This is a genomic window from Xanthomonas hortorum (genome assembly GCF_011305375.1).
Classification (GTDB): domain Bacteria; phylum Pseudomonadota; class Gammaproteobacteria; order Xanthomonadales; family Xanthomonadaceae; genus Xanthomonas; species Xanthomonas hortorum_E.
On sequence record NZ_VCME01000022.1, the window covers coordinates 40,156 to 63,573 of the forward strand.

18 protein-coding genes are annotated in these 23,418 nt (G+C 63.6%); 6 read left to right on the forward strand and 12 right to left on the reverse strand.

Going from position 1 to position 23,418, the window contains the following annotated elements; translation table 11 throughout:
* Window positions 1-236 precede the first annotated feature (236 nt).
* The 3 genes from FFY45_RS18240 (at window position 237) to hemF (ending at window position 3,083) form a co-directional block, all read left to right on the forward strand.
* Window positions 237-953: a hypothetical protein gene (locus tag FFY45_RS18240; protein ID WP_115039250.1), complete on the forward strand. Its 717-nt coding sequence runs from the start codon at window positions 237-239 to the stop codon at window positions 951-953.
* On the forward strand, window positions 950-1,525 hold the full coding sequence (locus FFY45_RS18245) for a hypothetical protein (protein ID WP_176341507.1): 576 nt from the start codon (window positions 950-952) through the stop codon (window positions 1,523-1,525). Before FFY45_RS18240 ends, FFY45_RS18245 begins: the two co-directional genes overlap by 4 nt.
* A 658-nt stretch (window positions 1,526-2,183) precedes the next feature.
* Window positions 2,184-3,083 carry an oxygen-dependent coproporphyrinogen oxidase gene (gene hemF / locus FFY45_RS18250; protein ID WP_176341508.1) on the forward strand — a complete coding sequence of 300 codons (900 nt, stop codon included), beginning with the start codon at window positions 2,184-2,186 and terminating at the stop codon, window positions 3,081-3,083.
* 425 nt (window positions 3,084-3,508) lie between these two features.
* Here hemF and polA read toward each other — a convergent pair whose 3' ends face one another.
* On the reverse strand, window positions 3,509-6,310 hold the full coding sequence (gene polA, locus FFY45_RS18255; protein WP_176341509.1) for a DNA polymerase I: 2,802 nt from the start codon (window positions 6,308-6,310) through the stop codon (window positions 3,509-3,511).
* A gap of 77 nt (window positions 6,311-6,387) precedes the next feature.
* Here polA and FFY45_RS18260 point away from each other — a divergent pair, with 77 nt between their 5' ends.
* Window positions 6,388-6,669, forward strand: a complete 282-nt coding sequence (locus FFY45_RS18260) for a DUF2782 domain-containing protein (RefSeq protein ID WP_095575361.1) — start codon at window positions 6,388-6,390, stop codon at window positions 6,667-6,669.
* A 67-nt stretch (window positions 6,670-6,736) separates the two neighbouring features.
* Here the strand turns inward: FFY45_RS18260 and FFY45_RS18265 are convergent, their stop codons facing one another.
* The 3 genes from FFY45_RS18265 to FFY45_RS18275 form a co-directional block, all read right to left on the reverse strand.
* Entirely contained in the window at window positions 6,737-9,265 is a 2,529-nt protein-coding gene (locus tag FFY45_RS18265) for a protein kinase domain-containing protein (RefSeq protein WP_176341510.1), read from the reverse strand.
* A complete protein-coding gene (gene ecfK, locus FFY45_RS18270; RefSeq protein WP_104552342.1) occupies window positions 9,244-9,783 on the reverse strand; it encodes an ECF-type sigma factor EcfK in 540 nt (179 codons plus the stop codon). Before ecfK ends, FFY45_RS18265 begins: the two co-directional genes overlap by 22 nt.
* Window positions 9,784-9,916: 133 nt before the next feature.
* A complete protein-coding gene (locus FFY45_RS18275) occupies window positions 9,917-10,294 on the reverse strand; it encodes a DUF2147 domain-containing protein (RefSeq protein ID WP_343204115.1) in 378 nt (125 codons plus the stop codon).
* A gap of 436 nt (window positions 10,295-10,730) precedes the next feature.
* Here FFY45_RS18275 and FFY45_RS18280 point away from each other — a divergent pair, with 436 nt between their 5' ends.
* Complete coding sequence (locus FFY45_RS18280) at window positions 10,731-12,239, forward strand: serine hydrolase domain-containing protein (protein WP_176341511.1); 1,509 nt, start codon at window positions 10,731-10,733, stop codon at window positions 12,237-12,239.
* 353 nt (window positions 12,240-12,592) lie between these two features.
* Here the strand turns inward: FFY45_RS18280 and FFY45_RS18285 are convergent, their stop codons facing one another.
* Both FFY45_RS18285 and FFY45_RS18290 read right to left on the reverse strand, forming a co-directional pair.
* A complete protein-coding gene (locus FFY45_RS18285; protein WP_168957489.1) occupies window positions 12,593-13,018 on the reverse strand; it encodes a hypothetical protein in 426 nt (141 codons plus the stop codon).
* A 244-nt stretch (window positions 13,019-13,262) separates the two neighbouring features.
* Window positions 13,263-14,276 carry a patatin-like phospholipase family protein gene (locus FFY45_RS18290; RefSeq protein WP_176341512.1) on the reverse strand — a complete coding sequence of 338 codons (1,014 nt, stop codon included), beginning with the start codon at window positions 14,274-14,276 and terminating at the stop codon, window positions 13,263-13,265.
* A 547-nt stretch (window positions 14,277-14,823) separates the two neighbouring features.
* On the opposite strand from FFY45_RS18290, the gene tagK reads away from it, so the two are divergent.
* Window positions 14,824-15,483 carry a transcriptional regulator TagK gene (gene tagK, locus FFY45_RS18295; protein ID WP_176341513.1) on the forward strand — a complete coding sequence of 220 codons (660 nt, stop codon included), beginning with the start codon at window positions 14,824-14,826 and terminating at the stop codon, window positions 15,481-15,483.
* Between the two features lie 132 nt (window positions 15,484-15,615).
* On the opposite strand, the gene FFY45_RS18300 is transcribed toward tagK, so the two are convergent.
* The 6 genes from FFY45_RS18300 to cls form a co-directional block, all read right to left on the reverse strand.
* The gene (locus FFY45_RS18300) at window positions 15,616-16,062 is read right to left on the reverse strand and encodes a universal stress protein (protein WP_006452697.1); all 447 of its coding nucleotides are present in this window, start codon (window positions 16,060-16,062) and stop codon (window positions 15,616-15,618) included.
* Window positions 16,063-16,172: 110 nt separating this feature from the next.
* Window positions 16,173-16,754, reverse strand: coding sequence for a sugar O-acetyltransferase (locus tag FFY45_RS18305; protein ID WP_176341514.1), 582 nt, complete (start codon window positions 16,752-16,754; stop codon window positions 16,173-16,175).
* Between the two features lie 381 nt (window positions 16,755-17,135).
* Window positions 17,136-17,738, reverse strand: coding sequence for a DUF6707 family protein (locus FFY45_RS18310; RefSeq protein WP_176341515.1), 603 nt, complete (start codon window positions 17,736-17,738; stop codon window positions 17,136-17,138).
* Between the two features lie 191 nt (window positions 17,739-17,929).
* Window positions 17,930-20,116: a DNA helicase II gene (uvrD, locus tag FFY45_RS18315; protein WP_176341516.1), complete on the reverse strand. Its 2,187-nt coding sequence runs from the start codon at window positions 20,114-20,116 to the stop codon at window positions 17,930-17,932.
* A gap of 134 nt (window positions 20,117-20,250) precedes the next feature.
* A complete protein-coding gene (locus FFY45_RS18320) occupies window positions 20,251-21,642 on the reverse strand; it encodes an FAD/NAD(P)-binding protein (protein WP_176341517.1) in 1,392 nt (463 codons plus the stop codon).
* Between the two features lie 352 nt (window positions 21,643-21,994).
* Window positions 21,995-23,413 (reverse strand): cardiolipin synthase, encoded by a 1,419-nt coding sequence (gene cls / locus FFY45_RS18325; protein ID WP_176341518.1) that lies wholly within the window; start codon window positions 23,411-23,413, stop codon window positions 21,995-21,997.
* Window positions 23,414-23,418 lie beyond the last annotated feature (5 nt).

Consider the following 23,418-nt stretch of genomic DNA (forward strand, 5'->3'; position numbering starts at 1 on the left):
TCTTGCGGCAAGCAGCGGGTAGCGCGCGTTGCACGCGTGGTGTCGCGTACGCATCGCCCCGCAACAACGTGCCTGGCACTCACCTCCACGTACGCAACTGGCTCTAAGCTTGACGCAGGATCGGCAGATCGCTGGCGCATCGCGCTCCCCTCTGCATCGGTCTGCCGCCCGACCGGAGCGCCGCCGGCACCGCAGCGGCTTTCCATTCACCGACCGGCGCGCAGAAGGTAATCGCGATGGGCCTGTGGGACCGATTGTTTGGACGCAAGACCCCGGCGGCAAAGACGCCACGAGCCGAACCGACAGTGGCGCCGGCCACCGCAGCCGACGACACGGAAACCGAAGCCGAGATCGACCCCGCATTGTTGCCAGCGCTGACCCTGTTCCAGCGCGGCGATCAGGTGGGCGCCTACAACGCCGCGCAGGCACAGCTGCACCTGGGCGCCGATGCGCAGCGGTTGTGTGCATTGGCATTGAGCGCGCTGGACCGCTACCGCGAGGCGTACCCGCACTGGCTGGCGCTGTACGAGCTGGAGCCCACCGCACACAACGCGCTGCAGTTGGCGACCACCTCGGTGATGTGCAACGAGATCGATCGTGGCGAGCAGTGGCTGCTGACCTTCGACGATTTGAATGCGCAGGAGCGCTCCACCTCGCCGGCCACCGCACGCACCAGTTTCCTCACCGCGCTGACCCGCGCCGGCCACGGTGCGCACGCGTTGCCGCATCTGGAATGGTTGCGCGAGGCATACGCAGGAATGTCGATCACCGACAGCCATTTCCTTTACGTGCGCGGGCTACCGTTTTTCGAAGCATTCCTTGAGCGCAGCACGCCGTTGTTGCGCGAGTGCCTGCCGGCCGATGCGCTGCCGGGTTGGTACGCGCAACTGCAGCCGTCGCTGGATCCTGATGGCCAGGCTGCGGTGGCCGCACATATCGCCTCGCTGCAATGAACGCACCGCTGCCACCGTCATCGCGGTCGCATGGCGGCTTTGTCACGCCGCTGGCATGGGTATCGTTGCTGCTCGGGCTGGTCAGCGCGATGGGCAATCTGCTGCAGATCATGATGATCGCGATCATGCCGGACGCGACGTCGATGGGATTGCCCGACGGCATGACACTGCCGGCGTCGTGGCAATGGCTGATCGATCATGCGCTGTCGTTGTCGGTTGCAGGTGCAGTGCTATCGGCCGCGTTTGCGTGGCTCAGCTGGGCGTTGCTGCAGCGACGCGAATGGGCGCGCGTCGGATTTGTGGCGGTGTTGCTGGTGACAGGGCTACTCAATTTCGGCGGCTTGGCGTTGATCGGGCCGTTGTTCGAGGGTGTGCAGGCCATGCTGCCCGCCGATGTGCTGCACAGCCCGGAGTGGCCGCAGTTGCAGGCGCGCCTGCAGGCGACGCGCCAGCTCGCCTTGCTGCTGACCGGCGCGGGCGTCCTGGCACTCGGCTGCATCCACGCAGTGCTGGCGTGGCGGCTGTGTACGCCGGCCGTGCGCGCTGAATTTGCTGCGTCGCGCGAGGGTTGATCGTTCGCTGCGTTTGATCTGCGTGGACAGCTTCGAGGGCGTGCCAGTCGCGTCGAGGGCGCGGTGCCCTCACCGCTCGCGAGACACGCCGCAAGTACGTCCATGTAGGCTCGGTGGCGGCATCCATGCCGCCACACGGTCCCGCAAGCGGTAAGGGCACCGCACCAGAAAGTTTGTAGGTTGCTCTGTTGAAAGCCTGCCTACTGATCGCGCTGCGTTGCAAAGCTGATCGGGCGCGCCGTTACTCAAACGACGCAAGTCATGCACTGCTTGCACCATGCACACCGACCATCTCCACTGGTCCTTGCCCGCCCACCGTCGCGGGACCATGGATGCCGCGTAAGAGCCTACACGGACGTACTTGCGGCGTGTCCCGCGACGGTGGGCGGGCAAGGGCCCTGCTGCAATCGGCAGATCAGCCGCTCTACAACTGATCTATACAACTGATCTATCCGCGCTGCTCAACCACTCCAGGACAACCGAGATTTCGGGTCGTAACGACGTTGAGATGGAGTGCAAGAGCACAGGTCAGCAGCCTAGTTGGTCGGGCACCCGTGCCCGTCCGCTAGCTGCCCAAGCGAAGCATTGCCTCGCCCTGCGACAAACGGGCGCGTTCGCCCCGATGCACGAACCAGGATGCACCGCTTAGAATCGGGGCATGAACGAATTCGACCGTGTACGCGATTATTTGACCGGCTTGCAGGACCGTATCTGCGCTGCCGTGGAAGCCATCGATGGCAGCGCGCGTTTTGCCGAAGACCTCTGGCAGCGTGAAGAAGGCGGTGGTGGGCGCACCCGCATCCTGCGCGATGGCGCAGTGTTCGAGCAGGCCGGCATCGGCTTTTCGGATGTGTCCGGCTCGCGCCTGCCGCCTTCGGCCAGTGCGCATCGGCCCGAGCTGGCCGGGGCGACCTGGCGCGCCTGCGGCGTCTCGCTGGTGTTCCATCCGCACAATCCGCACATTCCCACCACCCACGCCAACGTGCGCTACTTCCGCGCCGAGCGCGATGGCGACGTGGTGGCGGCCTGGTTCGGCGGCGGCTTCGATCTCACCCCGTTCTACCCCGTCGACGAAGACGTGTTGCACTGGCACCGCACCGCGCAGACGCTGTGCGCCCCATTTGGCGAAGAACGCTATGCCGCGCACAAGCGCTGGTGCGACCAATACTTCTTCCTGCGCCACCGCAACGAGACGCGTGGCGTGGGCGGGCTGTTCTTCGACGACCTGGACAAGGACTTCGAACGTGACTTCGCCTATCAGCGCGCGGTTGGCGACGGCTTTCTGGATGCCTACCTGCCGATCGTCGAGCGCCGCAAGGACACGCCGTATGGCGAGCGTGAGCGCGAGTTCCAGCTCTACCGTCGCGGCCGCTATGTGGAATTCAACCTGGTCTACGACCGCGGCACCCTGTTCGGCCTGCAGAGCGGCGGGCGCGCCGAGAGCATCCTGATGAGCTTGCCGCCGCGGGTGCGTTGGGAATACGGATTCACCCCGGAACCGGGCAGCGCCGAGGCGCGTCTGATGGACTATCTGGTGCCGCGCGATTGGCTAGGCTGAACGGGCTGATTAAACACGGCGTTGAATGAAACGCTGTGTTGATTGATTGATTTAATTAAGCCTGTTTAAATTTGTGATTGCTGGCGCAACCGAATCATTCGCCTCATGCATTGAGCCGGTTATGTTGCGGAGCAAAATTCAAGCCCGAAAATAAAAAGCCCCGCAGACCAGGGGGAGGTCGGCGGGGCCAGGGAACGGAAACTTGGGGAGTAGTTTCCGCTCCGAGATCTGCTCCAGGGGATGGGAGAGATCTGCCGACAGGCGTTGCGCCCGTCGAGGGATATAACAACATTTTCTACATTGATGGATCGTGAAGATAACTGTTAAAAATATGTAGAATTTAGCGGTTATTCATTCCATCGACGCAGGCCTAATCCGCATAATGTCTGGTCTGCGCATTCAGCATATCAGCGTTATCTGCCGGGTCAGTGCGCCTCATCCCAATTATCGCCGACACCGGAGTCGACCACGAGCGGCACGCGCAATTCAGCAGCGGCAGACATGCGCGCGGTGACCTCGCCCAGCAGCGTGTCGACGAAGTCGGCATCGGCTTCGAACACCAGTTCATCGTGCACCTGCAGGATCATCAACGCACGCTCGGCGTGGTCGGCGATCCAGCCGTCCACGCTGACCATGGCGCGCTTGATGATGTCGGCCGCGGTGCCCTGCATCGGTGCGTTGATCGCGGCGCGCTCGGCGCCGGCGCGCTGGCCCTGGCTGCCGGCGTTGATGAAGTCCAGATACAGCCGGCGGCCGAACACGGTTTCCACGTAGCCCTTGTCGCGCGCCTGCTGGCGGGTGGTTTCCATGAAGTCGCGCACGCCCGGGTAGCGGCTGAAGTACAGCGCGATGTAGTCCTGCGCCTCGCCACGCCCGATGCCGAGCTGGCGGGCCAGGCCGAACGCGCTCATGCCGTACATCAGGCCGAAGTTGATCGCCTTGGCGGCGCGGCGCTCGTCATTGCTGACGGTGTCGATGGTGCGGCCGAACACTTCGGCGGCGGTGGCGCGGTGGACGTCGGCGCCGGACTCGAACGCGCCCACCAGGCCGGGGTCGCCGGACAGGTGCGCCATGATGCGCAGCTCGATCTGCGAGTAGTCGCAGGCGATCAGCTTGCGCCCGGCCGGGGCGACGAAGGCGCGGCGGATGCGGCGGCCGTCTTCGGTGCGGATCGGGATGTTCTGCAGGTTGGGATCGGACGAAGACAGCCGCCCGGTGGCCGCGCCGGCCTGGTGGTAGCTGGTGTGCACGCGCCCGGACTGCGGGTGGATCATCTCCGGCAGTTTGTCGGTGTAGGTGCTGCGCAGCTTGGTCAGGCCGCGGTATTCCAGGATCACCCTTGGCAGCTCGTGCTGGTCGGCGATGGCTTCCAGCGCCTCTTCGTTGGTGGATGGCTGGCCCTTGGGCGTCTTGACTACCGCGGGCAGCTTGAGTTCGTCGAACAGCAGCGCCTGCAGCTGCTTGGGCGAATCCAGGTTGAAGGTGCGCCCGGCCAGCTCGGTGGCTTTTTGCTGGGCGGCGAGCATGCGCTTGGACAGGTCGGCGCTCTGGCGGCGCAGTTCGGCCGCGTCCACGCACACGCCGTTGGCTTCGATGCGGGCGAGCACTTCCACCAGCGGCATCTCGATCTCGCGGTAGACGCGCTCCAGGCCCGGCTCGGCGGCCAGCTTGGGGCCAAGCACGTGGTGCAGGCGCAGGGTGATGTCGGCATCTTCGGCGGCGTAGCGGGTGGCGTCGTCCAAGCTGATCTGCGCGAATGGGATCTGCTTGGCACCCTTGCCGCAGACGTCCTCGTACTTGACCGTGTCGTAGCCCAGGTAGCGCTTAGCCAGGCTGTCCATGTCGTGACGGGCGCTGCCGGAATTGAGCACGAAGCTCTCCAGCAAGGTGTCGTCGCTGTAGCCGGCCAGGGCGATGCCGTGGCGGCGCATCACGTGCAGGTCGTACTTGCCGTGCTGGCCGAGCTTGCGCACGGCGGGGTCGGTGAGCAGCGGTGCCAGCTGCGCCAGCGCCTGGCTGCGGTCGAGCTGGGCCGGGGCGCCGGGGAAGTTGTGGCCGAACGGCAGATACGCCGCCTGGCCGGGCTCGGCGGCCACGCTTAGGCCGATCAGGTCGGCCTGCAGCGGATCCAGGCTGTCGGTTTCGGTATCGAAGGCGAACTGGCTGGCCGCGCGCAGGCGGGTGATCCAGCTGTCGAGCTGTTCGTGGGTCAGGATGGTGTCGTACTGGCCGGGTGCCGACAGCGCCGGGTCCACTTCCACCGGGGCGCTGACCGGGCCGGACACGAAGCCGGTGCCGCGCGCGCGGCCGGGTTCGGTGCGGGCGCTGGCTGCGGCGGCGCCAAGCGGCATCGGCTCGGTCAGCAGGCCGGCCTGGGCAGCGGCGCCGCCGAGTTCGCGCAGCGCCTGGGTGAAGCCGTAACGTGCGTACAGCACCGCCAGCGTTTCGGCGTTGGGCTCGCGCAGGTCCAGCGCGCGCGGGCCGCTGGCCAGAGTCACGTCGGTCTTGATGGTGACCAGTTCGCGGTTGAGCGGCAGCCGCGGCAATGCGGCGCGCAGGTTCTCGCCGATCTTGCCTTTGATCTTGTCGGCGTTGGCGATCACGCCGTCGAGCGAGTCGTATTCGGCCAGCCATTTGGCGGCGGTCTTGGGGCCGCACTTGTCCACGCCGGGCACGTTGTCGACGGTGTCGCCCATCAGCGCCAGCAGGTCGACGATCTGATTCGGGCGCACGCCGAACTTGGCGACCACCGCCTCGTCCGAATCCATGCGGCTGCCGCTCATGGTGTTGACCAGTTCGATGCCCGGGCGCACCAGCTGCGCGAAGTCCTTATCGCCGGTGGAGATGGTCACGCTCAAGCCATCGGCGGCGGCCTGCAGGGCCAGCGTGCCGATCACATCGTCGGCTTCCACCCCATCGATGCGCAGGATGTCGATGCCCAGCGCATGCACGATGTCGCACATCGGCTGCACCTGCGCGCGCAGGTCGTCGGGCATCGACGGGCGATTGGCCTTGTAGTCGGCATACAAGTCATCACGGAAGGTCTTGCCGGGCGCATCCACCACGAACGCGACATAGGCCGGGCGCTCCTTCAAGGTGGCGCGCAGCATGTTGACCACACCGAACAAGGCACCGGTGGGCTCGCCCTGGGCATTGGTCAGCGGCGGAAGCGCGTGGAACGCGCGATACAGGTAACTGGACCCGTCGATCAGGACTAATTTGCTCATCGGCCAATTCTACCGCTGCACGCTCACCCCACGCCGCCCAGCGCATACTGAGCAACGACCTAGAACGGATGACGACGATGATGAGAGCAAGTCTTTTGCTGCTGCCATTACTGCTGCTCGGCGGCTGTGCCACCAGCGGCGCCAGCGGCAACGTGCCGGCCGGTGCGGATGTCACCAGCAAGACCATGGGCAACGGCGACAAGGTCGACGAGTACCGGGTCAACGGCCAGCTGGAAATGGTGCGGGTGACGCCCGCGCGCGGTGCGCCCTACTTCCTGTACGACCGCGATCACGACGGCCATACCGATGCCGAGAAGGACAAGGTCAACAAGGTGTATTGGAAGTTGTATAGCTGGTGATTCGGGATTCGTAGAGCGTAAGCGCAGCGGCTCTTTGGCCGCTGGTGCCGGTGAAGCCAACTTCGTATCAGCGTTGCGCAACCGCGGTGGTGGTCTCTGCGCTTGAGATGGCCGGCATTGCCTTGGCCGCTGCGGCCAGCGCCAGGGTCTGGCGTGCGGCAAGCAGCGGTTCTTCGGCATCGCCGTAGATGCCGGTCAACATCTGCAGCGCCTGCTGCGCGTGGTCGCGCGCAGCGGCGGTCTGGCCAAGCCTGCGCTCGGCTTCGGACATGCCGCGCAGGATCTCGGCGGTCTGTGGATGCGCACGACCCAACACGCGCAAGGACGAGGCCAGGCAAGCGCGCTGTTCGACCAATGATGCCTGCACCTGCCCGGCATCCAGCAACCAGAAGGCATGGTTGCTGCGGTAGGTGATCGTGGCCCGCGCATCGTCGCCGAAGGCGGCGCGTGCGCGCTCCATCGCAGCGCGGTAGTGCGGGCCGGCTTCGGCCAGCTTGCCTTGCTGACGCAAGGTGTCGGCGAGATTGCCTTCCACCATCAAGGTATCGGCGGCGTTGTCGCCGTACAGCTTGCGGGTAATGCGCAGCAGCGGGACGAGTTCGGCTTCGGCAGCGGCAAAATCGCGCTGCATCAGCAAAAATACCGCCAGGCTGTTGCGCATCGACAGCACCAGCGGATGCTCTGGCCCACGCACGCCAATGCGCTCGCGCAGCAGGCTGCGCTGCAAGGCAATGGCCGGTGCAAGCTGCCCATTCTCGGCCAGCATGCCGGCGTAGCTGTTGCCGGCATCGATGCGGCGTTCTGCGGTGGTGGCCACGTTGGCCAGTGCGGCGACGTAGGCATGCCGGCTTTCCGCCAGCGCCTCCAGCATGCGGCCTTGATCGCGCAGCGCCCATGCCAGCCGTGCACGCATGTCGTTACCCAGGCTCTGCTGCTTCGCATTGCCGCGCGCGGCCTGCGCCATGCCGGCGCGCAGCACGCGCTCGGCCTCGCGCGATTGACCCGCACCACTGAGCGCCTGGCCCAGCATGGAGGCCGCTTCCAGCGCAGGCGTACTACCGGCACCCGTGCTCTGCTGCGCCAGCGCCTGCGCGGTGCGCAGATGCGCAACCGCCTGCGGATAGTCCGACAAGGCGATCAGCGTGCGACCCAGCGTCAGTTCCACCTCGGTGCGTGCATCCGGTTGATCGGCCAGCTCGCGCGCGGCGCGCTGCGAGGCCTGCTGCAACACGCGCAGCATCAACGTCTTATCCAGATCCTGCGCGATGCCAGGGTCCACGCTGGACAACACCGAGCTCATGAAATCGCCGGTGACCTGCGCGCGTTGTGCATCGCGCGCGGCTTGCTGCAGCGACCACAGCGTGGCGCCCAGACCACCCATCAGCGCGATCGACACAAGCCCGGCGGCCAGCACGCCACTGCGATGGCGTTGGGCGAACTTGCGCAACCGCAACCACCGGCCCGCCTGCAACGCGCGCGGCGGGTAACCATCGAGCCAACGATGCAGCTCGTCCAGCAAGGCCGATACCGACGCATAGCGTGCAACGGGCTCGGGCGCCAACGCGCGCAACACGATCGCATCCAGGCCATCGCGCAATTGCCGCTGCAGTCGGGCGTGGGTGGTCGCGCGTGCGGCGCAGATCCGCGCACGCGCATCGGCCGGCACTGCTGCCACGCGCTGCGAGGGGGGCTGCGGCAGCCCATCGCGCCCGGCCACCGGTGCCAGCCCGCAGCTCAACTCATAGAACATTGCGCCCAATGCATAGATGTCGCTGCGCGCATCCACGTCCTGCACACCGCGCGCCTGTTCCGGGCTCATGTAGCCGGGCGTGCCGCGGCCATGCGCGGAGGTCATGCCGGGGTTGGCCGCATCGATGGCGATGCCGAAGTCGATCACGCCCGGCATCGGCCGCCCATCGATGTCGCTGACCAGCACATTGCTCGGTTTGAGGTCGCGATGGATCACGCCTTTCTGGTGTGCGTGCTGCACCGCCTCGCTCACCCGCAGCATCAACAACACGCGCGCATGCAGCGAGAGCAGATGCGCATCGCACCACCAGGTGATCGGCTCGCCGCGCAGGTATTCCATCACCAGATACGGGCGGCCGTGCGCATCGGTGCCTACATCGTGAATCTGCGCGATCGCCGGGTGCACCATTTGCGCCAGCAAGCGGCATTCGAACTCGAACAACGCGCGGCCCTGCACATCCAGCGCATCGGCGGCCATCAGCTTGATCGCCACCTCGCGCTCGTAAGCGCCGTCGGCGCGATGGCCCAGATACACCTGGCCCATGCCGCCGGCGCCGATCAGGCGGTCGATCGCCCATGCACCAAAGCGCGTGCCGGCCGGCAGCTCCGGCAATGGCGCGCGCAAGGCGGCCACCGCCTGTTTCAACGGCGCACGCACGCGCAGCGTGGCCTGCGATTCCACCGCCAGCATCGCCAGCAACGCATCGCGCAGCACCACATCGTCACCGGCCTGCGCACGCGCGAATGCCTCGCGCGCCTCCACCGGCAGTAGACAGGACTGATGAAATAGCGCCTCCAGGCGTTGCCAGGAAGTGGCCACGACACTCACAGCTGCGCCGCCAGCCACACCCGCGCAAAGCGCAGATCGCGCTCCAGCGTGGGCACCGACACCTCCAGTTGCTCGGCCGCCTCGGCCACACTGAAACCCACCAGCTCGGTCAGCGCGAACGCCTTGGCCTTGCGCTCGTCAACGCGCGCCAGCTTGTCGAAGGCATCGGCCACCATCAGCAAGGCCTCCGGTCGCGGCGCGCCATCGGACAGACTGATGGTCAACGTCACCGCCTGCCCACCCCGCTTGGCGCTGGCCTGCTGCCGCGCCAGATCCACCAACAGATGGCGCATCTGCAGTGCGGCAACCGAATAGAAGTGCGCACGCGAGCGAAATCCCTGCTGCCCCTGCTCCAGCCGCATCCATGCCTCATGCACCAGCTCGGTGGCCTGCAGCCCGCCGCGCGCATTGCGCCGCAGTAGCCGCAACGCCGTCTCGCGCAGCACCATGTACACCTGCCGCGCCAATGCATCGCCCGCGCCGGGCTCCTCCCGCTGCCAGGCCTGCAACAACTCGGTGATCGGCAGCTCGGACATCGGGCCCATCTCGCCTGCGTGGGAGCGCAGTATCCCGCATTGGCGGCCGGGTAGGCATTTCAAAACCAAACGGTTTAGCTCGCTTGCGCCGGGCCTGGCAAACGCGCCTCGGGCCGGCCAGGTCAGGCAGCCATCAAGGTGCGGGCTGCCAGGTCGGCCCCTGACATATGAAGGCCACGCAGCCCTCCACCTTCAAGGAGCCATCGACGCCACGCTTGATCTTGGCGTTGTAGGTCTTGCCGGATTCGGGGTTATAGATCTTGCCTTTCCACAGATCTCCTGCATCCACCAGCTCGCTGAGGATCACCGTGCCTTCCATGGGGGTGTGGCGCTTGGCCGGGTCCGGATTGAACGCATCGGTCTTCCGGCTACCGGGCTTGGCCCGCAGCACCTTGACGATGGTGCCGCACAGCGACGTGCCGCAGGGCTGGATGTCGACCAGTGCCTGCTGGTTATCGGTAAACCATTTTCCGGTGATCGGTTCGGCGGCGAATGCAGGCGTGCTCTGCACGACAAGGCCGAAAACGACACAACATACTGCAGAGATGCATTTCATTGGATTTCCCCAAGCTTCGATAAGAGCAATTGACGCGCGAACGTGCTTCCGCTGATGCAGCGTCGCTGACACAGCCGCAGCAGCGTTAGAATCAGGCGAGTCAAATCGTATCGATGCAGTCTTGGGAGATGATTAGATCACTTGCCAGCAAGCACGCATGGCCGCATCCATGGAAACTTTTGACCTGATATCAGGCTTGCACCGATTGCGCTTACCGTGCTGATGTCGAATAGCTTGGTGAGCGAAGTAACAAGCGAACCTCGCCCACTGCTATCGCCCAGAAAAAAATTTCAATTGCATTGCATCATCACAAGAGCAAATCGTTAGCTGGGCATCCTGCAAACGCTGGCTCACTTCTCCCACTGCCTCGCCCTAAAGTACAAGGATCGTCATGCCTGTCATCCATCGTCGTGAGCTGTTGATTGGCGGGCTGACGTTGCCACTGTGGTCACTGCCGATCGCTGCTCACGCAAAAACATCAAGCCCGCCTGCATCGTTCGAAACATTGCTGCGCCCAACCGTGCACACCGGTCAGGAGCAGTGGGCCTTGCAAGCGCGTATGCAACATCACCGAGTACCAGGCGTGGCAGTTGCGATCCTGCGCGGGGGGCGGATCCACAGCATCAAAGGCTTCGGATCGACAACGGCGGGAGGTCGCTCACCGATCGGCGAAGACACCTTGTTCTCGGTTGGCTCGGTCAGCAAGGTAGTGACGGCCGCGCTGTGCGTGAAGCTTGCCGCGCTTGGCATCGTGGATCTGGATAAAGACGTCGGCACCTGGCTACGCCGTTGGCATATACCGCAGGGACCGGACAGCGATACCAGCAAGATTTCCCTGCGCATGTTGCTGTCGCATACCGCAGGTTTCAACGTGCACGGCTTTAAGGACTTTGACCCAGGCGCTGCATTGCCCACGCTGGTACAGACGCTCACCGGCACGTCGCCCGCAGTCAACAAGCCTTTGCAGCGGATCGATATTGCCGGCACCCGCGCGCGTTACTCCGGTGGCGGTTACATGATCGCGCAGGCGGTGATCGAAGACGCTGTGGGCAACCCGTTGAATGCGATTGCCACCGAGCATCTTCTTGGCCCATTGGGCATGCGCAGGAGCAGGTTCGATGCAGGCCTTGCCGCAGACACGCGCGATGTGGCGCACGCACACGACGACTCGGGCGCTCCTGTCGCGCTTCAGCGTGGATGGCAAAGTTTCCCGGAACTGGCGGCGTCCGGCTTCTGGACCTCGGCCAAGGAGTTGAGCCGCTTGGTCATCGCGTTGGGTAGCTCCTACCGCAGCAGTGGCGGATTTCTGCCGCAAGCTTTGGCTATCGACATGATGACCGAGGTGGCCCCCGGCATCCACGGACTCGGGCCACGCCTCGCCGGGCAAGGGCAATCGCGCATCTTTCATCACGCCGGATCCAACGACAGCTACAAGGCCTATCTAGAAGGAAATCTCGAGAGCGGCGACGGCCTGATCGTGCTCACCAACGGTGAAAACGGCGACTTGCTCCATAACGAGATTCGCAACGCGGTCTCCGATGCGCAGCATTGGCCAGGCGATTGGTCGGTGCAAGTCAGCACCGTCGATCTCACCGCCCTCCTGAAGGACTACACCGGCCGCTATGTGCGGCGGCCCAATCAGGAACCGCTACTCACCGGCGTGCTGGATCTGAGCTTTCTCGGCGAGGAGGTCGTGATTTCGCAAAACAGCGAGGGACTGGTGCTGGAAGGTAAAAGCAGGCCTCGCTCGCTGAAGCCGCTCAACAGCCATCGCTTTGTTGCCGATGCGGCGATTCCTGCAGGGACACTGCAGTTTCAGTTTGATCGAGGCAGCGATCGTCGTGTGGTGACGCTGAGAGTGATGGCTGGGGATGGAGTGATGGTTTTTGCGCCCGAGTGAAGCAAGCTTGGAAAGCAGCATAAAATTTCTACCATGGCGCCGATGGCTGGTAACAGAGCACGGGCATGATGCCCGGAGCACGCCGTCGCGATTTAATGCTCCCTATAGTGGCAAATAAGATTGGCTGATTCGCAGGAAGTCTCGGTCATGAGTGTCACCAGAGTATGCACACCAATTGATTCGGCGTCTGGACTCATGCCGCTTGCCAACGTCTTCCAAGCTCGAGTCATGATCAAGAATTAGATAGACGCACTATCCGACACAACGTCTTGGGGCCCCGTCGGGATCGAGACGCGTTGAAAAACCGGCCGCAATCGATTCGTTGCGGCCGGTCTTTGCCTGACATCCTGCAATCAGCTGCCTTTGATAAAGGCAATCGCCGGATCACTCGAGTTGTACCTCACGTAATGGTCGCCATTGCGATACGTGTTGACCTGATAGCTGTCGCCTGTCTTGTCGTAAAAATAGTAGTCGTAGTGCTCGGTGTTGCTGAAATACAGGATATATGCCCAGGTCCCGCCGTAGGCTCCGAGATTATAGCGAGAAATCGCAGCAATCGATTTGACCTCTGCGGTGGTATCGGTCCAATTGTTTCCGGTCAGCGGCCAAGCGACAGCAATGCCGAAATCTCTCTTCGCTTCTTCGCCTGCAGCATCGGCTTGCTCCGTCTCCTGACTGCTGCCGCGAAACCCGATTTGGTAGGGAATTCCTTTGTCGCTGACGGCGTCGGTCCATTCGATACCGGATTCATCATGCGGATGTGGCGATGCGTTGCTCATTCGTTATCTCCTGATGGCAAACCAAGACAATGCGTTCCGGCTGGAACACTGCTACAACCTGAAAGTGATGACGATGTCGCTGCCGGCGTGTCCCGATTCCGGGTCAACGCCAGACTGGCAAACAACGCAGAGCGAGCTGCGAGGTGGATGTGGACGAAACGATTGGAACCTAGCGTGCGGGCTGTCCACGCAGCTGCGCTCCGGCAGCTCCACGTTGCACCTACGCGAAAATCCGATATTTGCCCTATGTCCAGCGGCTGGCGACCCAGTCACGCGTCTGTTTCCACGCATCTGTCTGCAGGTAAGCCTGGGTTTCGCTGGCCAGATCAGCGACATGCTTCCAGTCATCCAGTGCGTAAGGACGTTTCAGTTCGACATTGGCGCGCTTGAAGTTGCCGGCCAGCACCTGCTCGGCCTGAATGCTTGCAAGTTCGGCCGTTGCATCCATGGTCAGATTCAGTAGCGGCATGGCCGGCACCGAGCCGCTTGCCCAGGGATACAGCCAGGATTTTGCGCCCCAGTCGAGCGGGTTGCCGATCGCGGTGGATGGAATTCCTTGCGGGCTGCTGCCGGTTCCAAGCGAGAGCAGCTGGATATCGCCGACGCTGTTCACCAGGCCACTTGCAATGGCCTCGGCCACGGCGGTCATGGCCGGATTGTTGGCGAACACGCCGCCGTCGGCGAAGAACCCATAGTCGCCGTATGCTCCGGAAATCTGATAAGGCGGAAAGTAGGTTGGCGCGGCAGACGTGGCCAACGCGGCATCGACCATGCTGATCTGCCTGTACGCATTGTTGACGCCGTTGGAGAACGTGGCAGGCATCCAGTTCCCACTGGTCGCGTCCCACAGGCGCGCGGCGTTGACGACGACGAGCCGCTTCGCATCTGCAAGCGACGTTGTACCCAACAATCCACTTGCGATCTGGATCAATCCGTCGTTCTTGTACTGGCTGCTGAAGAAGCCCGGCCCGCTACCCAGCGTCGCGTCCACCCCTTGCTGTTGCGACTCGGCCTGTTGATCGAGAAGCCACCCGTTGGGTTCGAAAATGCTTGCGCCTTTGGTCATGTACATCTCGATAATCGTGTTGATCGAGACGTTTTGCACCAATGCCAGAGCAAGCAGGCCACCGGTGGAAGTGCCGGCAAAGCAATTTGCATGGCTGAGGATGTTGCTGTGCTGATTCAGGTCCTGGATGAGGATCGCGGTGATCAGTCCTCGAATTCCGCCGCCATCGCAGCTGATGATATTGAACGACATTGAGGTCTCCTGGAGAGCGAACGCTGTCTTGAAACGTGTGTACGAAGGCGTCAAGAGCAAGCGATCTGACTGTCCCGCTAGCGCGGGATACCGACAGCTGTCAGGACGATTCCACGTGTGCGTGAGAGTGGTGGTGGCGACGCTTCCGTCTTCCGTTGCGCCACCCTAGAAGCACCTTCGTCGATCACCCGACGAATCGTCTCACCGCTTTGATCATGTGATCTGCCATCGCCTTTCTGCGCGCCTTCGGTTTTGCTGAGCTCGGTATTCACTTGGTGGCCGGCATCGCACTGCAGAACCCAGTCTTTTCGAATCAGCGAATCGGCGCGACTTCATGCAGCGCAGCGCTAGCCAGCACTGTTCCCTGATCTCGATGCGATGCCGTTGCTATGGGCCTTGCATTGGCCGCTACCCAAAGCGCAGGCAGGGTCCATGCGGCTTCCCGGCGTCGCGGTGCATTGAGGAAGGGGCCAGCCGGTTGGCCTGGATCGCCGTCGATCGCACCGATGCGTGACCCAGCACGGAGTTCATAAAAGACCGTGATGGGTTGGCGCCGCTTTTCTCGGTTGATCAGATAACAGGCCCCGGGGAGTGGGCCGCAGGCAGCACCCGCATGAGCAACACCGGCTATTATGGCGCCATCGTCCCGCAGGCATCGGCATCGGTGGTGGCGCACGCGCCGCTGATGATCGATCTGCTGGCCTACATCGAGCAGCATATCGGCGAGGCCGAGCTCGGTACCGAGTCCTTGCAACAGACGTTCGCGCTATCGCGCGCCTCGTTGTACCGGCTGTTCCAGTCGCGTGGCGGCGTGGCCCGCTACATCCGCGAGCAGCGCCTGTGCACCGCGCACCGCTATTTGCAGGCCTACCCGGAGTGCAGCCTGACCTGGTTGCTGTATGAAATGGGCTTTGCCTCGGAACGGCAGTTTCAACGCTGTTTTCAGCAGCGTTTCGGCATGCAGCCGATGCAATGGCGCCGCCACTGTCGGGCTGCGCCGGCAACGCATTCGCCGCGCCGCGGCCACTACATGCCGCTATGGCGCTTCATGCGCGAGCTGAGCCAGGATGCGCAACGCGATCACGCGCCGGTGCGCCCTGGCACGCTGCCGGTGCAGCCCGCCTCGCTGATCCATACCGAAGCGCTACGGCGTCTTGCACAGCCGGCGAGCCGCTTTGCGGGTCAGCCTGAAACAATGGAAAACTGATCCGTAATCCGCGTAGGAGCGTGCTTGCGCGCGATGGGGCGTTACCGGTAATGCCTCTCGCGCTCAGGCGCGCTCCTACAGTGGAATGTGCGATGCGCTGAGCGTGTTCTTGCGCAGCAAAACTTCCGCCCGTCAGCGAATCACCAACACCGGAATCGAACTGTTGGTCAGCACTTCCACCGTCTGGCTGCCGAGCAGCATGCGGCGCACGCCGCGGCGTCCGTGCGAGGTCATGATGATCAGATCGCTGTTGCAGTCCTTGGCGGTCTGCACGATGCCTTCGGCGGCGAACCGATCCAGCACGTGATGCGAGGTGGCCTTGATATTGGCCGCAGCCGCCAGTTCCAGTGCCGGGCGCAGAATCTTCTCGGCAGCGGCCTCGCGCTCGGTGCGATATTCCGGGCTTGCCTCGTAGCCCACGCTCCAACCCATCGCGTCGTACATGCCCATCGCCCATGGCTCTGACACGGTGACGATATCGACCTTGCCGCCAGTCGCCTTGGCCAGTTCAAGGCCCTGGAACAAACCACGATGCGACAGCTCGGATGCATCGATGGCGATCAGGATACGTTTATACATGGTGATATCTCCTTGAATAACCAGCCTTTGCCGGCGGAATCAGCCTGACATCATGCGCCGGCGCCTGCCTTGATACAGATCAATGCCGACACGCGGATTGCTGCACGACCTCAATCGGTTGGCGCTGCATCGGGATCGTTGCGGCTCGCGCGTACGCGCGCAGGATTTCCCAGCGCAGTCGCGCCTGCCGGGACATCGCGGGTGACCACCGCACCGGCGCCGATCACTGCATCGTCGCCGATGCTCACGCCAGGCAAGATGATCGCACCGCCGCCGATCCACACGTTGCGGCCGATGCGGATCGGCCGCCCGAACTCCAGCCCGCTAGCGCGTCCTGCCGCATCGCGCGGATGATCGGCAGCATAGAACTGCACCGCAGGACCCACTTGCGTGCCCTCGCCGATGCTGACCTCGCAGATATCCAGAATCACGCAGTTGAAGTTGAGGAACGCGCCCGCGCCCAGACGGATGTTGTAGCCATAGTCGCAATGAAACGGCGGGCGAATCACCGCGCCTTCGCCCACGTCGGCCAATCGCTCTACCAGCAGCGCGCGCCGCTGTGCAGACGGCTTCGCGGCGGTGGCGTTGTACCGCACCATCCACTCGGCAGCGGCAGCCTGATCGGCCTGCAATTCGGTATCAGCCGCGTTGTACAGCTCGCCTGCGAGCATTTTTTGTTTCTCGGTCTGCATGGTGCGCGTATCTCTGTACGATTGGTGCCGGCACAGGGTGGCACGGATGCCGCGAAGAAGGCATCGAGCGATGCACCAATCATGCGCATGCACAGGTTCTAGGAACATGCACGCCGCGCTGATGGACGGTTATCGCTTCTCGGCGCCGGAGCACCTGGAGATTAGCCGCGATAGAAGAAACCTGGCCACAGTGAAACAGGCGCAACTGGTGCCATGCACCTCGTCTCCTGCAGGGACCACTGCGCTCCGTTCGTAAACTGCCAAGTTGACGTTGCAAGTTCCGGTCACGAAGGCGGCGCACCGGCGCATGACCAACTGCCAGAAGACTGTATCGTTACGATCAACATGCACCCTCAGCCGCTAAAACTTCCAGCGGCCCAATTATTTGTAAGGTGCAAGCTTATAAATACCCTTGGCCACAATGATATCGTTCATCCGAGCAATATTGCTCAGCAACTCACTTTCTATTCTGGAGCCAGTCCAAGTTTCGCTGCACCCAAAAAATTCAATCTTCATAAGTGCAGTGATATAGGAAAGTCGCATTTCGAACTCATCCACGAAGTTCTCTTCATCTTCAAACGCCATGTCCAGCGTCTGCCCATCCATGAAACGTTTGTGAACATTTGCCTTTACCGTCATTTGAAGCTCGCTGCCTGATTTAAGAGCGGCAACGGCGGCTCGAAATGCCTCGTCATATTCTTCGTTATGACCTTGAGCAATTGCCAGCCTACACTTCATCACCAAGGCAGCTTCAATCCACGTCCAACAATCATAGCTATTGGCAAAAGGGATCTTGGAAATAGGCTCTACCAGTTCAGAGGCAGCGCGCGTGTCACCCATGGCAAACAGCACATACGCCAGTTTCACTGATGACTCCAGGACGCCTTTGGCTGTTCTCTTTTGCTTGGCTGGCAATTTCTCCAAGTGCTGCGCTAGTTTTTTATCAGTATTTGAAAAAAGACCGAGTGCCTCGAAAGCGTTCATGATGTGATCCGGCATGACGAGGTGCTCACAAGAATGACGATCTTTTTCTTCATCTGTCTGTGCGCCTTGGTCATCGCTGTACCGTGACGTAATCGGCTACATATGCGCAAGCAAGACTGCACGCGCGTGCGGGCCGGAATGGAGCCGATCGGTTGTATGCCTACGGCATCTGCATCAACCACCAACCGCCGCTACATCACCGTCAAATTCGCATACGCCATCACCAGCCACTTGGCGCCGACTTCGTCGAACTGCACCTGCACGCGCGCGTGTGCACCGGCGCCCTCGTAATCCACGACCACGCCGCCGCCGAACTTGGGATGTTCGACATTGGCGCCGAGCTTGATCGGTGCGGCTTCGACCACGCCGTGCACCGGTCCGCCACGTGCCGCGCCCAGCGAGGTGGTGCGCGAGACCTGCACTTTCGGGCGCACTTCGTGCAGCAGGTCGCGCGGGATCTCGCGCAGGAAGCGCGAGGGCACGTTGTAGTTGTCCTGGCCGTGGATGCGCCGCGATTCGGCGTAACACAGCACCAGCTTCTGGCGCGCGCGGGTGATGCCTACGTACGCCAGGCGACGCTCTTCTTCCAGCCGCCCGCTTTCTTCCAGCGAGCGCGCACTCGGAAACAAGCCATCTTCCAGGCCGACCAGAAACACGATGGGGAATTCCAGGCCTTTGGCCGAGTGCAGCGTCATCAACTGCACGCCTTCTTCGCCCGCCTGCGCCTGGCCTTCTCCGGCCTCCAGTGAGGCGTAGGCGAGGAAGGCGACCAGCTCGGTCATGCCCTGGCTGTCTTCGTCGTCCGGGCGGGTGAAGCGCGAGGCCACCGACACCAGTTCGTCCAGGTTCTCGGTACGCGATTCTGAATCCAGCCCGCTGCGGCTTTCCTTGGCCCAATGCTCGCGCAGGCCCGAACGCATCAGCACGTGGTCGATGCGTTCGGCCAGTTCCATGTCGCCAATTTCGGCATGCAGCTGGCCGACCAGGCTCAGGAACGTGGCCAGCGCATTGCGGGCGCGTGCGGCCAGGGTGTTTTCCTGGGTGCACAGCATCGCCGCTTCCCACAGCGACAATGCATTGGCGCGTGCCAGCCGGCGCACTTCGTCCAACGTGCGATCGCCGATGCCGCGCGTGGGCGTGTTGACCGCGCGCTCGAAGGCGGCATCGTCGCTGCGGTTGCTGAGCAGCCGCAGGTAGGCCAACGCATCCTTGATTTCGGCGCGTTCGAAGAAGCGCATGCCGCCATACACGCGGTACGGCAGCTGCTCGGAAATCAGCGCTTCTTCCAGCGCACGCGATTGTGCGTTGCTGCGATAGAGCACCGCCACTTCGCCGTAACTGCCGCCGTCGCGCACCCACTGCCGCGCGCGCTCGACCACATAGCGCGCCTCGTCGACTTCGTTGTAGGCCGCATACAGATCGATCGGGTCGCCATCGCCGGAATCGGTCCACAGCTGCTTGCCGATGCGGTCCGGGTTGTGCGCGATCACCGCATTGGCCGCGCCCAGGATATTGGCGCTGGAACGGTAGTTCTGCTCCAGCCGCACCGTCTGCGCGCCGGGGAAGTCCTTCAAAAAGCGCTGCACGTTCTCGACCTTGGCACCGCGCCAGCCGTAGATGGCCTGGTCGTCGTCGCCCACCACGAACACATGCCCGCTCTCGCCGGCCAGCACGCGCACGAAGGCGTACTGGATGGCGTTGGTATCCTGGAACTCGTCGACCAGGATCTCGCGAAAGCGCGCGCGGTAATGCGCCAGCAAGGCGGGGGTGTCGCGCAGCAGTTCATGCGCGCGCAGCAGCAACTCGGCGAAATCCAGCAGCCCGGAGCGGTCGCAGCGTTCCTGGTAGGCCGCGTACACCTGCCGGCGCACCTCGGTCCAGTCATCGTTGGGCTCGGGCTGGATATGCTGCGGGCGGCGGCCTTCGTCCTTCTGCTCGTTGATCCACCAGCTCATCTGCTTGGGTGGATACTTGCCCTCGTCCAGCTCCAGCGCCTGCACCACGCGCTTGACCAGCCGCAGCTGGTCGTCGCTGTCCATGACCTGGAAGCCTTCCGGCAGCCGCGCGTCCTGCCAATGCAGCCGCAGCAGCCGATGCGCCAGCCCATGGAAGGTGCCGATCCACATCCCGCGGCTGCCGTTACGCAGCTGCAGGTCGGTACGGTGGCGCATTTCGCCGGCGGCCTTGTTGGTGAAGGTCACCGCAAAGATGCCGTGGTTGGGCACGCCCTGGACTTCGTTGAGCCAGGCGATGCGATGGATCAGCACGCGCGTCTTGCCGGAGCCGGCACCGGCCAGCACGAGGTAATGCCCCGGCGGCGCGGAAACGGCCTCGCGCTGGGCGGGGTTTAAATGATCGAGCAAATGAGAGACATCCACCGGATCATTTTACCGGTTGTGGCGTCGCTGCGGCTGAGATTGCGATGAAGCGGTTTGGAATGCGAGGCTTCGCTCGGACCCTCATCCGGCGCTATGCGCCACCTTCTCCCGGTGGGAGAAGGGAACAACGCCCATCACCGCCCAAGCAATACCAACACATCCCGCGCAATCGCCGTTGCCTGCTCACGCAACTCCGGCACCGCCAGGCTTTCCCACAACGCGCCGATCCGCAGACTGCCGATCACCCGCAACCGCGGATTGGAGCGTCCATCGGCATCGATCAAGCTGCCATCGGCATCGGTATCCACCCCGATGCCATGCGGCCCGGCCACCGCAATGCCCTGCCCCAGCAGCTGTTGCAGCAGCGGGTTGCGCATCGCCTGCACGCGCATTTCCACACCGGTGGCGTTGACCAGCGTCTGCACATCCAGCTGCAAGGCATGCCCGGCACTGGCGCCGGCACTCACCCGCACGCAGGCGCCAACCTGGAATGCGACATCCAGCCGCGCGCGATGCAACTGCAGTTGTCCGCGCGCGCGCATCGCCTGCAGCTGCGCATGCACCGGCGCGGCGATGCGATGACGATGCACATCCCAGTAGCGCACCACATGGCGCAGGAAGCGGCGTTGGTCGGCGACCGACAGCGTCTGCCACAAAGCCTGACTCAGCGGCCGAATCCGCTCCATCACGCTCTGCCAGGGCAACCCCTGCGCCATCGCCTTGCGCGCATGCTGACGCAGCGCGTGCATGCGCGCACGCAGCGACAACGCCAACAACGGCTGCGGATCGAAATCCGCCGCGACGCAATGCGTCTGCGGCAACGGCAACAACCCATGCCGCGACACCACATGCACCGCCCCGCGATGCGCCTGCGCGGCCAGCGTCACCACCGTGTCGACCATGCTCAACCCCGAGCCGACGATGCACACCGCCGTGTCCTGCGGCAACGCGGCGACCGCCGCTGTGTCCCAGGCTTCCACCCGCTGCGCACTCGACAAGCCGGTGGCACCACGCAGCGGCAACGGCCGTAGCGCATTGCCCACCGCCAGTACCACGCTGGTGGCCTGCACCGTTTGCCCATCGTCCAGCTGCAACAGCGCACCGGAGGTAGTGGGCTGCAAGGTCTGCACGCGTGCCGCATGCACGGTCAGCGTCGCCGGGCTCTGCGCACGTGCGGCCTGCAAGCGATCGCGCAGATAAGGCGCGTAATGCCGGCGCCCGACGAACTGCTGCGGCAGCTGCGCATCCTCCAGCTCCGGGCAGCAGGCGTGCGCGCGCAGGTAATCGACGAAGTCCTGCGGCGCCTCCACCAGCGCACTCATCCGCGCTGCCGGTACATTGAGCAGGTGTTCGGCACGCGTGGTGGAATACGCCACGCCCTCGCCCAGCAGGGCGTGCGGCTCGATCAACACAATCCGCACCGGCGCGGTCGCCAGACGCAGCAATTGCAGCGCCACCAGCACACCGGATGCGCCGCCGCCGACGATGGCGATCACTGCATCGCCGGGATCACGCAGTTCATTCATCCGGCAATTGTAGGCGATACGTCACGTCGCACCGATGACAGCCGCCATGGCCGCTGTCATGGCCAGGATCACGTACCGCTGCGCAGACGCTGTCGTGCGATGCGCGTTGTCCGACATCCGGGAAGACGATGAGCACCGTCCGTCCAATCCGACTTGGGTGACGACGATCGAGGTGCTCGTCGTCACGTTGGAAAGCGCCGGCTTGCCTGAGGCTACGCCGGAAGGCGGGCACTCTCAAACGCAGCAAGGCCTTGCCAACCTGCGCTTGCGCCCAGCAATACGCCTGCAACCGCAGGCATCGACGCGCGTTCCAGCTGGCAATACGCCGTCATACAACACGCATATGCAAGCCCTACATCAATGCATCCGCCAACCGCGCAATTCCCTCACGGCTGCGGCGCCAGGCCGGGCGACTACGCCACTGCTCCAGCTGCAGCTGGCGTGCGTTGGCCAGGTAATCCTGCTCGATCGCACGCAGCCGCTGCACCACGCCATGGTCGTAGCACAGCATGCCGATCTCGGCGTTGAGCGCGAACGAGCGGATGTCCAGGTTGATCGACCCTACCAGGGCGATGTCCTCGTCCACGCTCAGGTGCTTGGCATGCAGAAAGTGCGGACGGTACAGCGCAATCTTCACCCCGCAGCGCAGCAGCTCTTCGAAATACGCCTCCTGCGCCCACGCCGCCAGGACCTGGTTGTTGCTCTCCGACAGGATCAGCTGCACATCCACACCCGAGACCCCGGCAATGCGCAACGCACTGAGCAAGGCTTCGTCGGGGACGAAGTACGGCGTCACCAGCACCACCTTGCGGCGCGCCAGGTGGATCACCGCATTGATCGCATCGCGCGCGTTTTCGAACGGATATGCCGGCCCGCTCGGCAGCAGTTGCGTGGCGATGTTGGCCTCGCACACCGGCGCGTCCGGCCACACGTCCAGGCGCTGCCCGGTTTCGGTGAACCAGTCGCTGGCGAACACCGCTTCGAGATGATTGACCACCGGCCCGCGCACGCGCGCCACCAGTTCGCGATTGGGCACGCCTTCGATAAAGCCGGCCTCGGCCAGATTCTGCGAGCCGACAAAGCCCACCTGGTTGTCGATCACCGCAATCTTGCGGTGATTGCGCAGATCCATGCGCCCGCTGCGACGCCAGCGCAGCCCACCGGGCAACACCGCCAGCACCTCCACACCGCCGGCCTGCAGACGCTTGCGGTAGTGGCGCAAGCCACGCTTGGCGCCCACCGCATCCAGCAGTACGCGGCAACGCACGCCGCGCGCACTGGCGCGCTCCAGTGCGGCCACCACCGCATCGCCTACCGCATCGTCGAACATCAGGTAATACAGCAGATGCACGCGTTTTTCCGCCATATCGATCGCGTCGGTCAAGGCCTGCAACGACTGCACGTAGTCGTCCAGCAACTCCACCGCATTGCCCAGGGTGGGCATGAAATCGCCCTGGCGTTCGATCAGCGGCACCACCTCGGCGCTGCTGGAATCTGCCTGCGGCATCCAGCGCAAGGCGTGCAAGGGCAGCTGCTGCTCGCGGATCACCTGCGAGGCGGTGGCCTGGCGCTCCACCCGCAAGCGCGACAACCACGGGTGGCCGAACAGCAGATACAGCGGCAGGCCGACCACCGGTACGAAGCCGATCAGCAACAGCCAGCTGCGCGCTGCGCCGGGCGTGGTGCGGGCCGGAATCCACAGCAGCGCGGCCAGGCGAATCGCCCAGTCCAGCGCCAACAGCCAGGTCCCTTGCAACCAGTCGGGCAGCATCAGCG

What these genes read in the sequence shown, in the direction of transcription:
- FFY45_RS18240 (WP_115039250.1), top strand. Translation starts at nt 237, where the DNA reads ATGGGCCTGTGGGACCGATTGTTTGGACGCAAGACCCCGGCGGCAAAG.
- FFY45_RS18245 (WP_176341507.1), top strand. Translation starts at nt 950, where the DNA reads ATGAACGCACCGCTGCCACCGTCATCGCGGTCGCATGGCGGCTTTGTC.
- hemF (WP_176341508.1), top strand. Translation starts at nt 2,184, where the DNA reads ATGAACGAATTCGACCGTGTACGCGATTATTTGACCGGCTTGCAGGAC.
- polA (WP_176341509.1), bottom strand. Translation starts at nt 6,310, where the DNA reads ATGAGCAAATTAGTCCTGATCGACGGGTCCAGTTACCTGTATCGCGCG.
- FFY45_RS18260 (WP_095575361.1), top strand. Translation starts at nt 6,388, where the DNA reads ATGATGAGAGCAAGTCTTTTGCTGCTGCCATTACTGCTGCTCGGCGGC.
- ecfK (WP_104552342.1), bottom strand. Translation starts at nt 9,783, where the DNA reads ATGTCCGAGCTGCCGATCACCGAGTTGTTGCAGGCCTGGCAGCGGGAG.
- FFY45_RS18280 (WP_176341511.1), top strand. Translation starts at nt 10,731, where the DNA reads ATGCCTGTCATCCATCGTCGTGAGCTGTTGATTGGCGGGCTGACGTTG.
- FFY45_RS18285 (WP_168957489.1), bottom strand. Translation starts at nt 13,018, where the DNA reads ATGAGCAACGCATCGCCACATCCGCATGATGAATCCGGTATCGAATGG.
- FFY45_RS18290 (WP_176341512.1), bottom strand. Translation starts at nt 14,276, where the DNA reads ATGTCGTTCAATATCATCAGCTGCGATGGCGGCGGAATTCGAGGACTG.
- FFY45_RS18300 (WP_006452697.1), bottom strand. Translation starts at nt 16,062, where the DNA reads ATGTATAAACGTATCCTGATCGCCATCGATGCATCCGAGCTGTCGCAT.
- FFY45_RS18305 (WP_176341514.1), bottom strand. Translation starts at nt 16,754, where the DNA reads ATGCAGACCGAGAAACAAAAAATGCTCGCAGGCGAGCTGTACAACGCG.
- FFY45_RS18310 (WP_176341515.1), bottom strand. Translation starts at nt 17,738, where the DNA reads ATGAACGCTTTCGAGGCACTCGGTCTTTTTTCAAATACTGATAAAAAA.
- FFY45_RS18320 (WP_176341517.1), bottom strand. Translation starts at nt 21,642, where the DNA reads ATGAATGAACTGCGTGATCCCGGCGATGCAGTGATCGCCATCGTCGGC.
- cls (WP_176341518.1), bottom strand. Translation starts at nt 23,413, where the DNA reads ATGCTGCCCGACTGGTTGCAAGGGACCTGGCTGTTGGCGCTGGACTGG.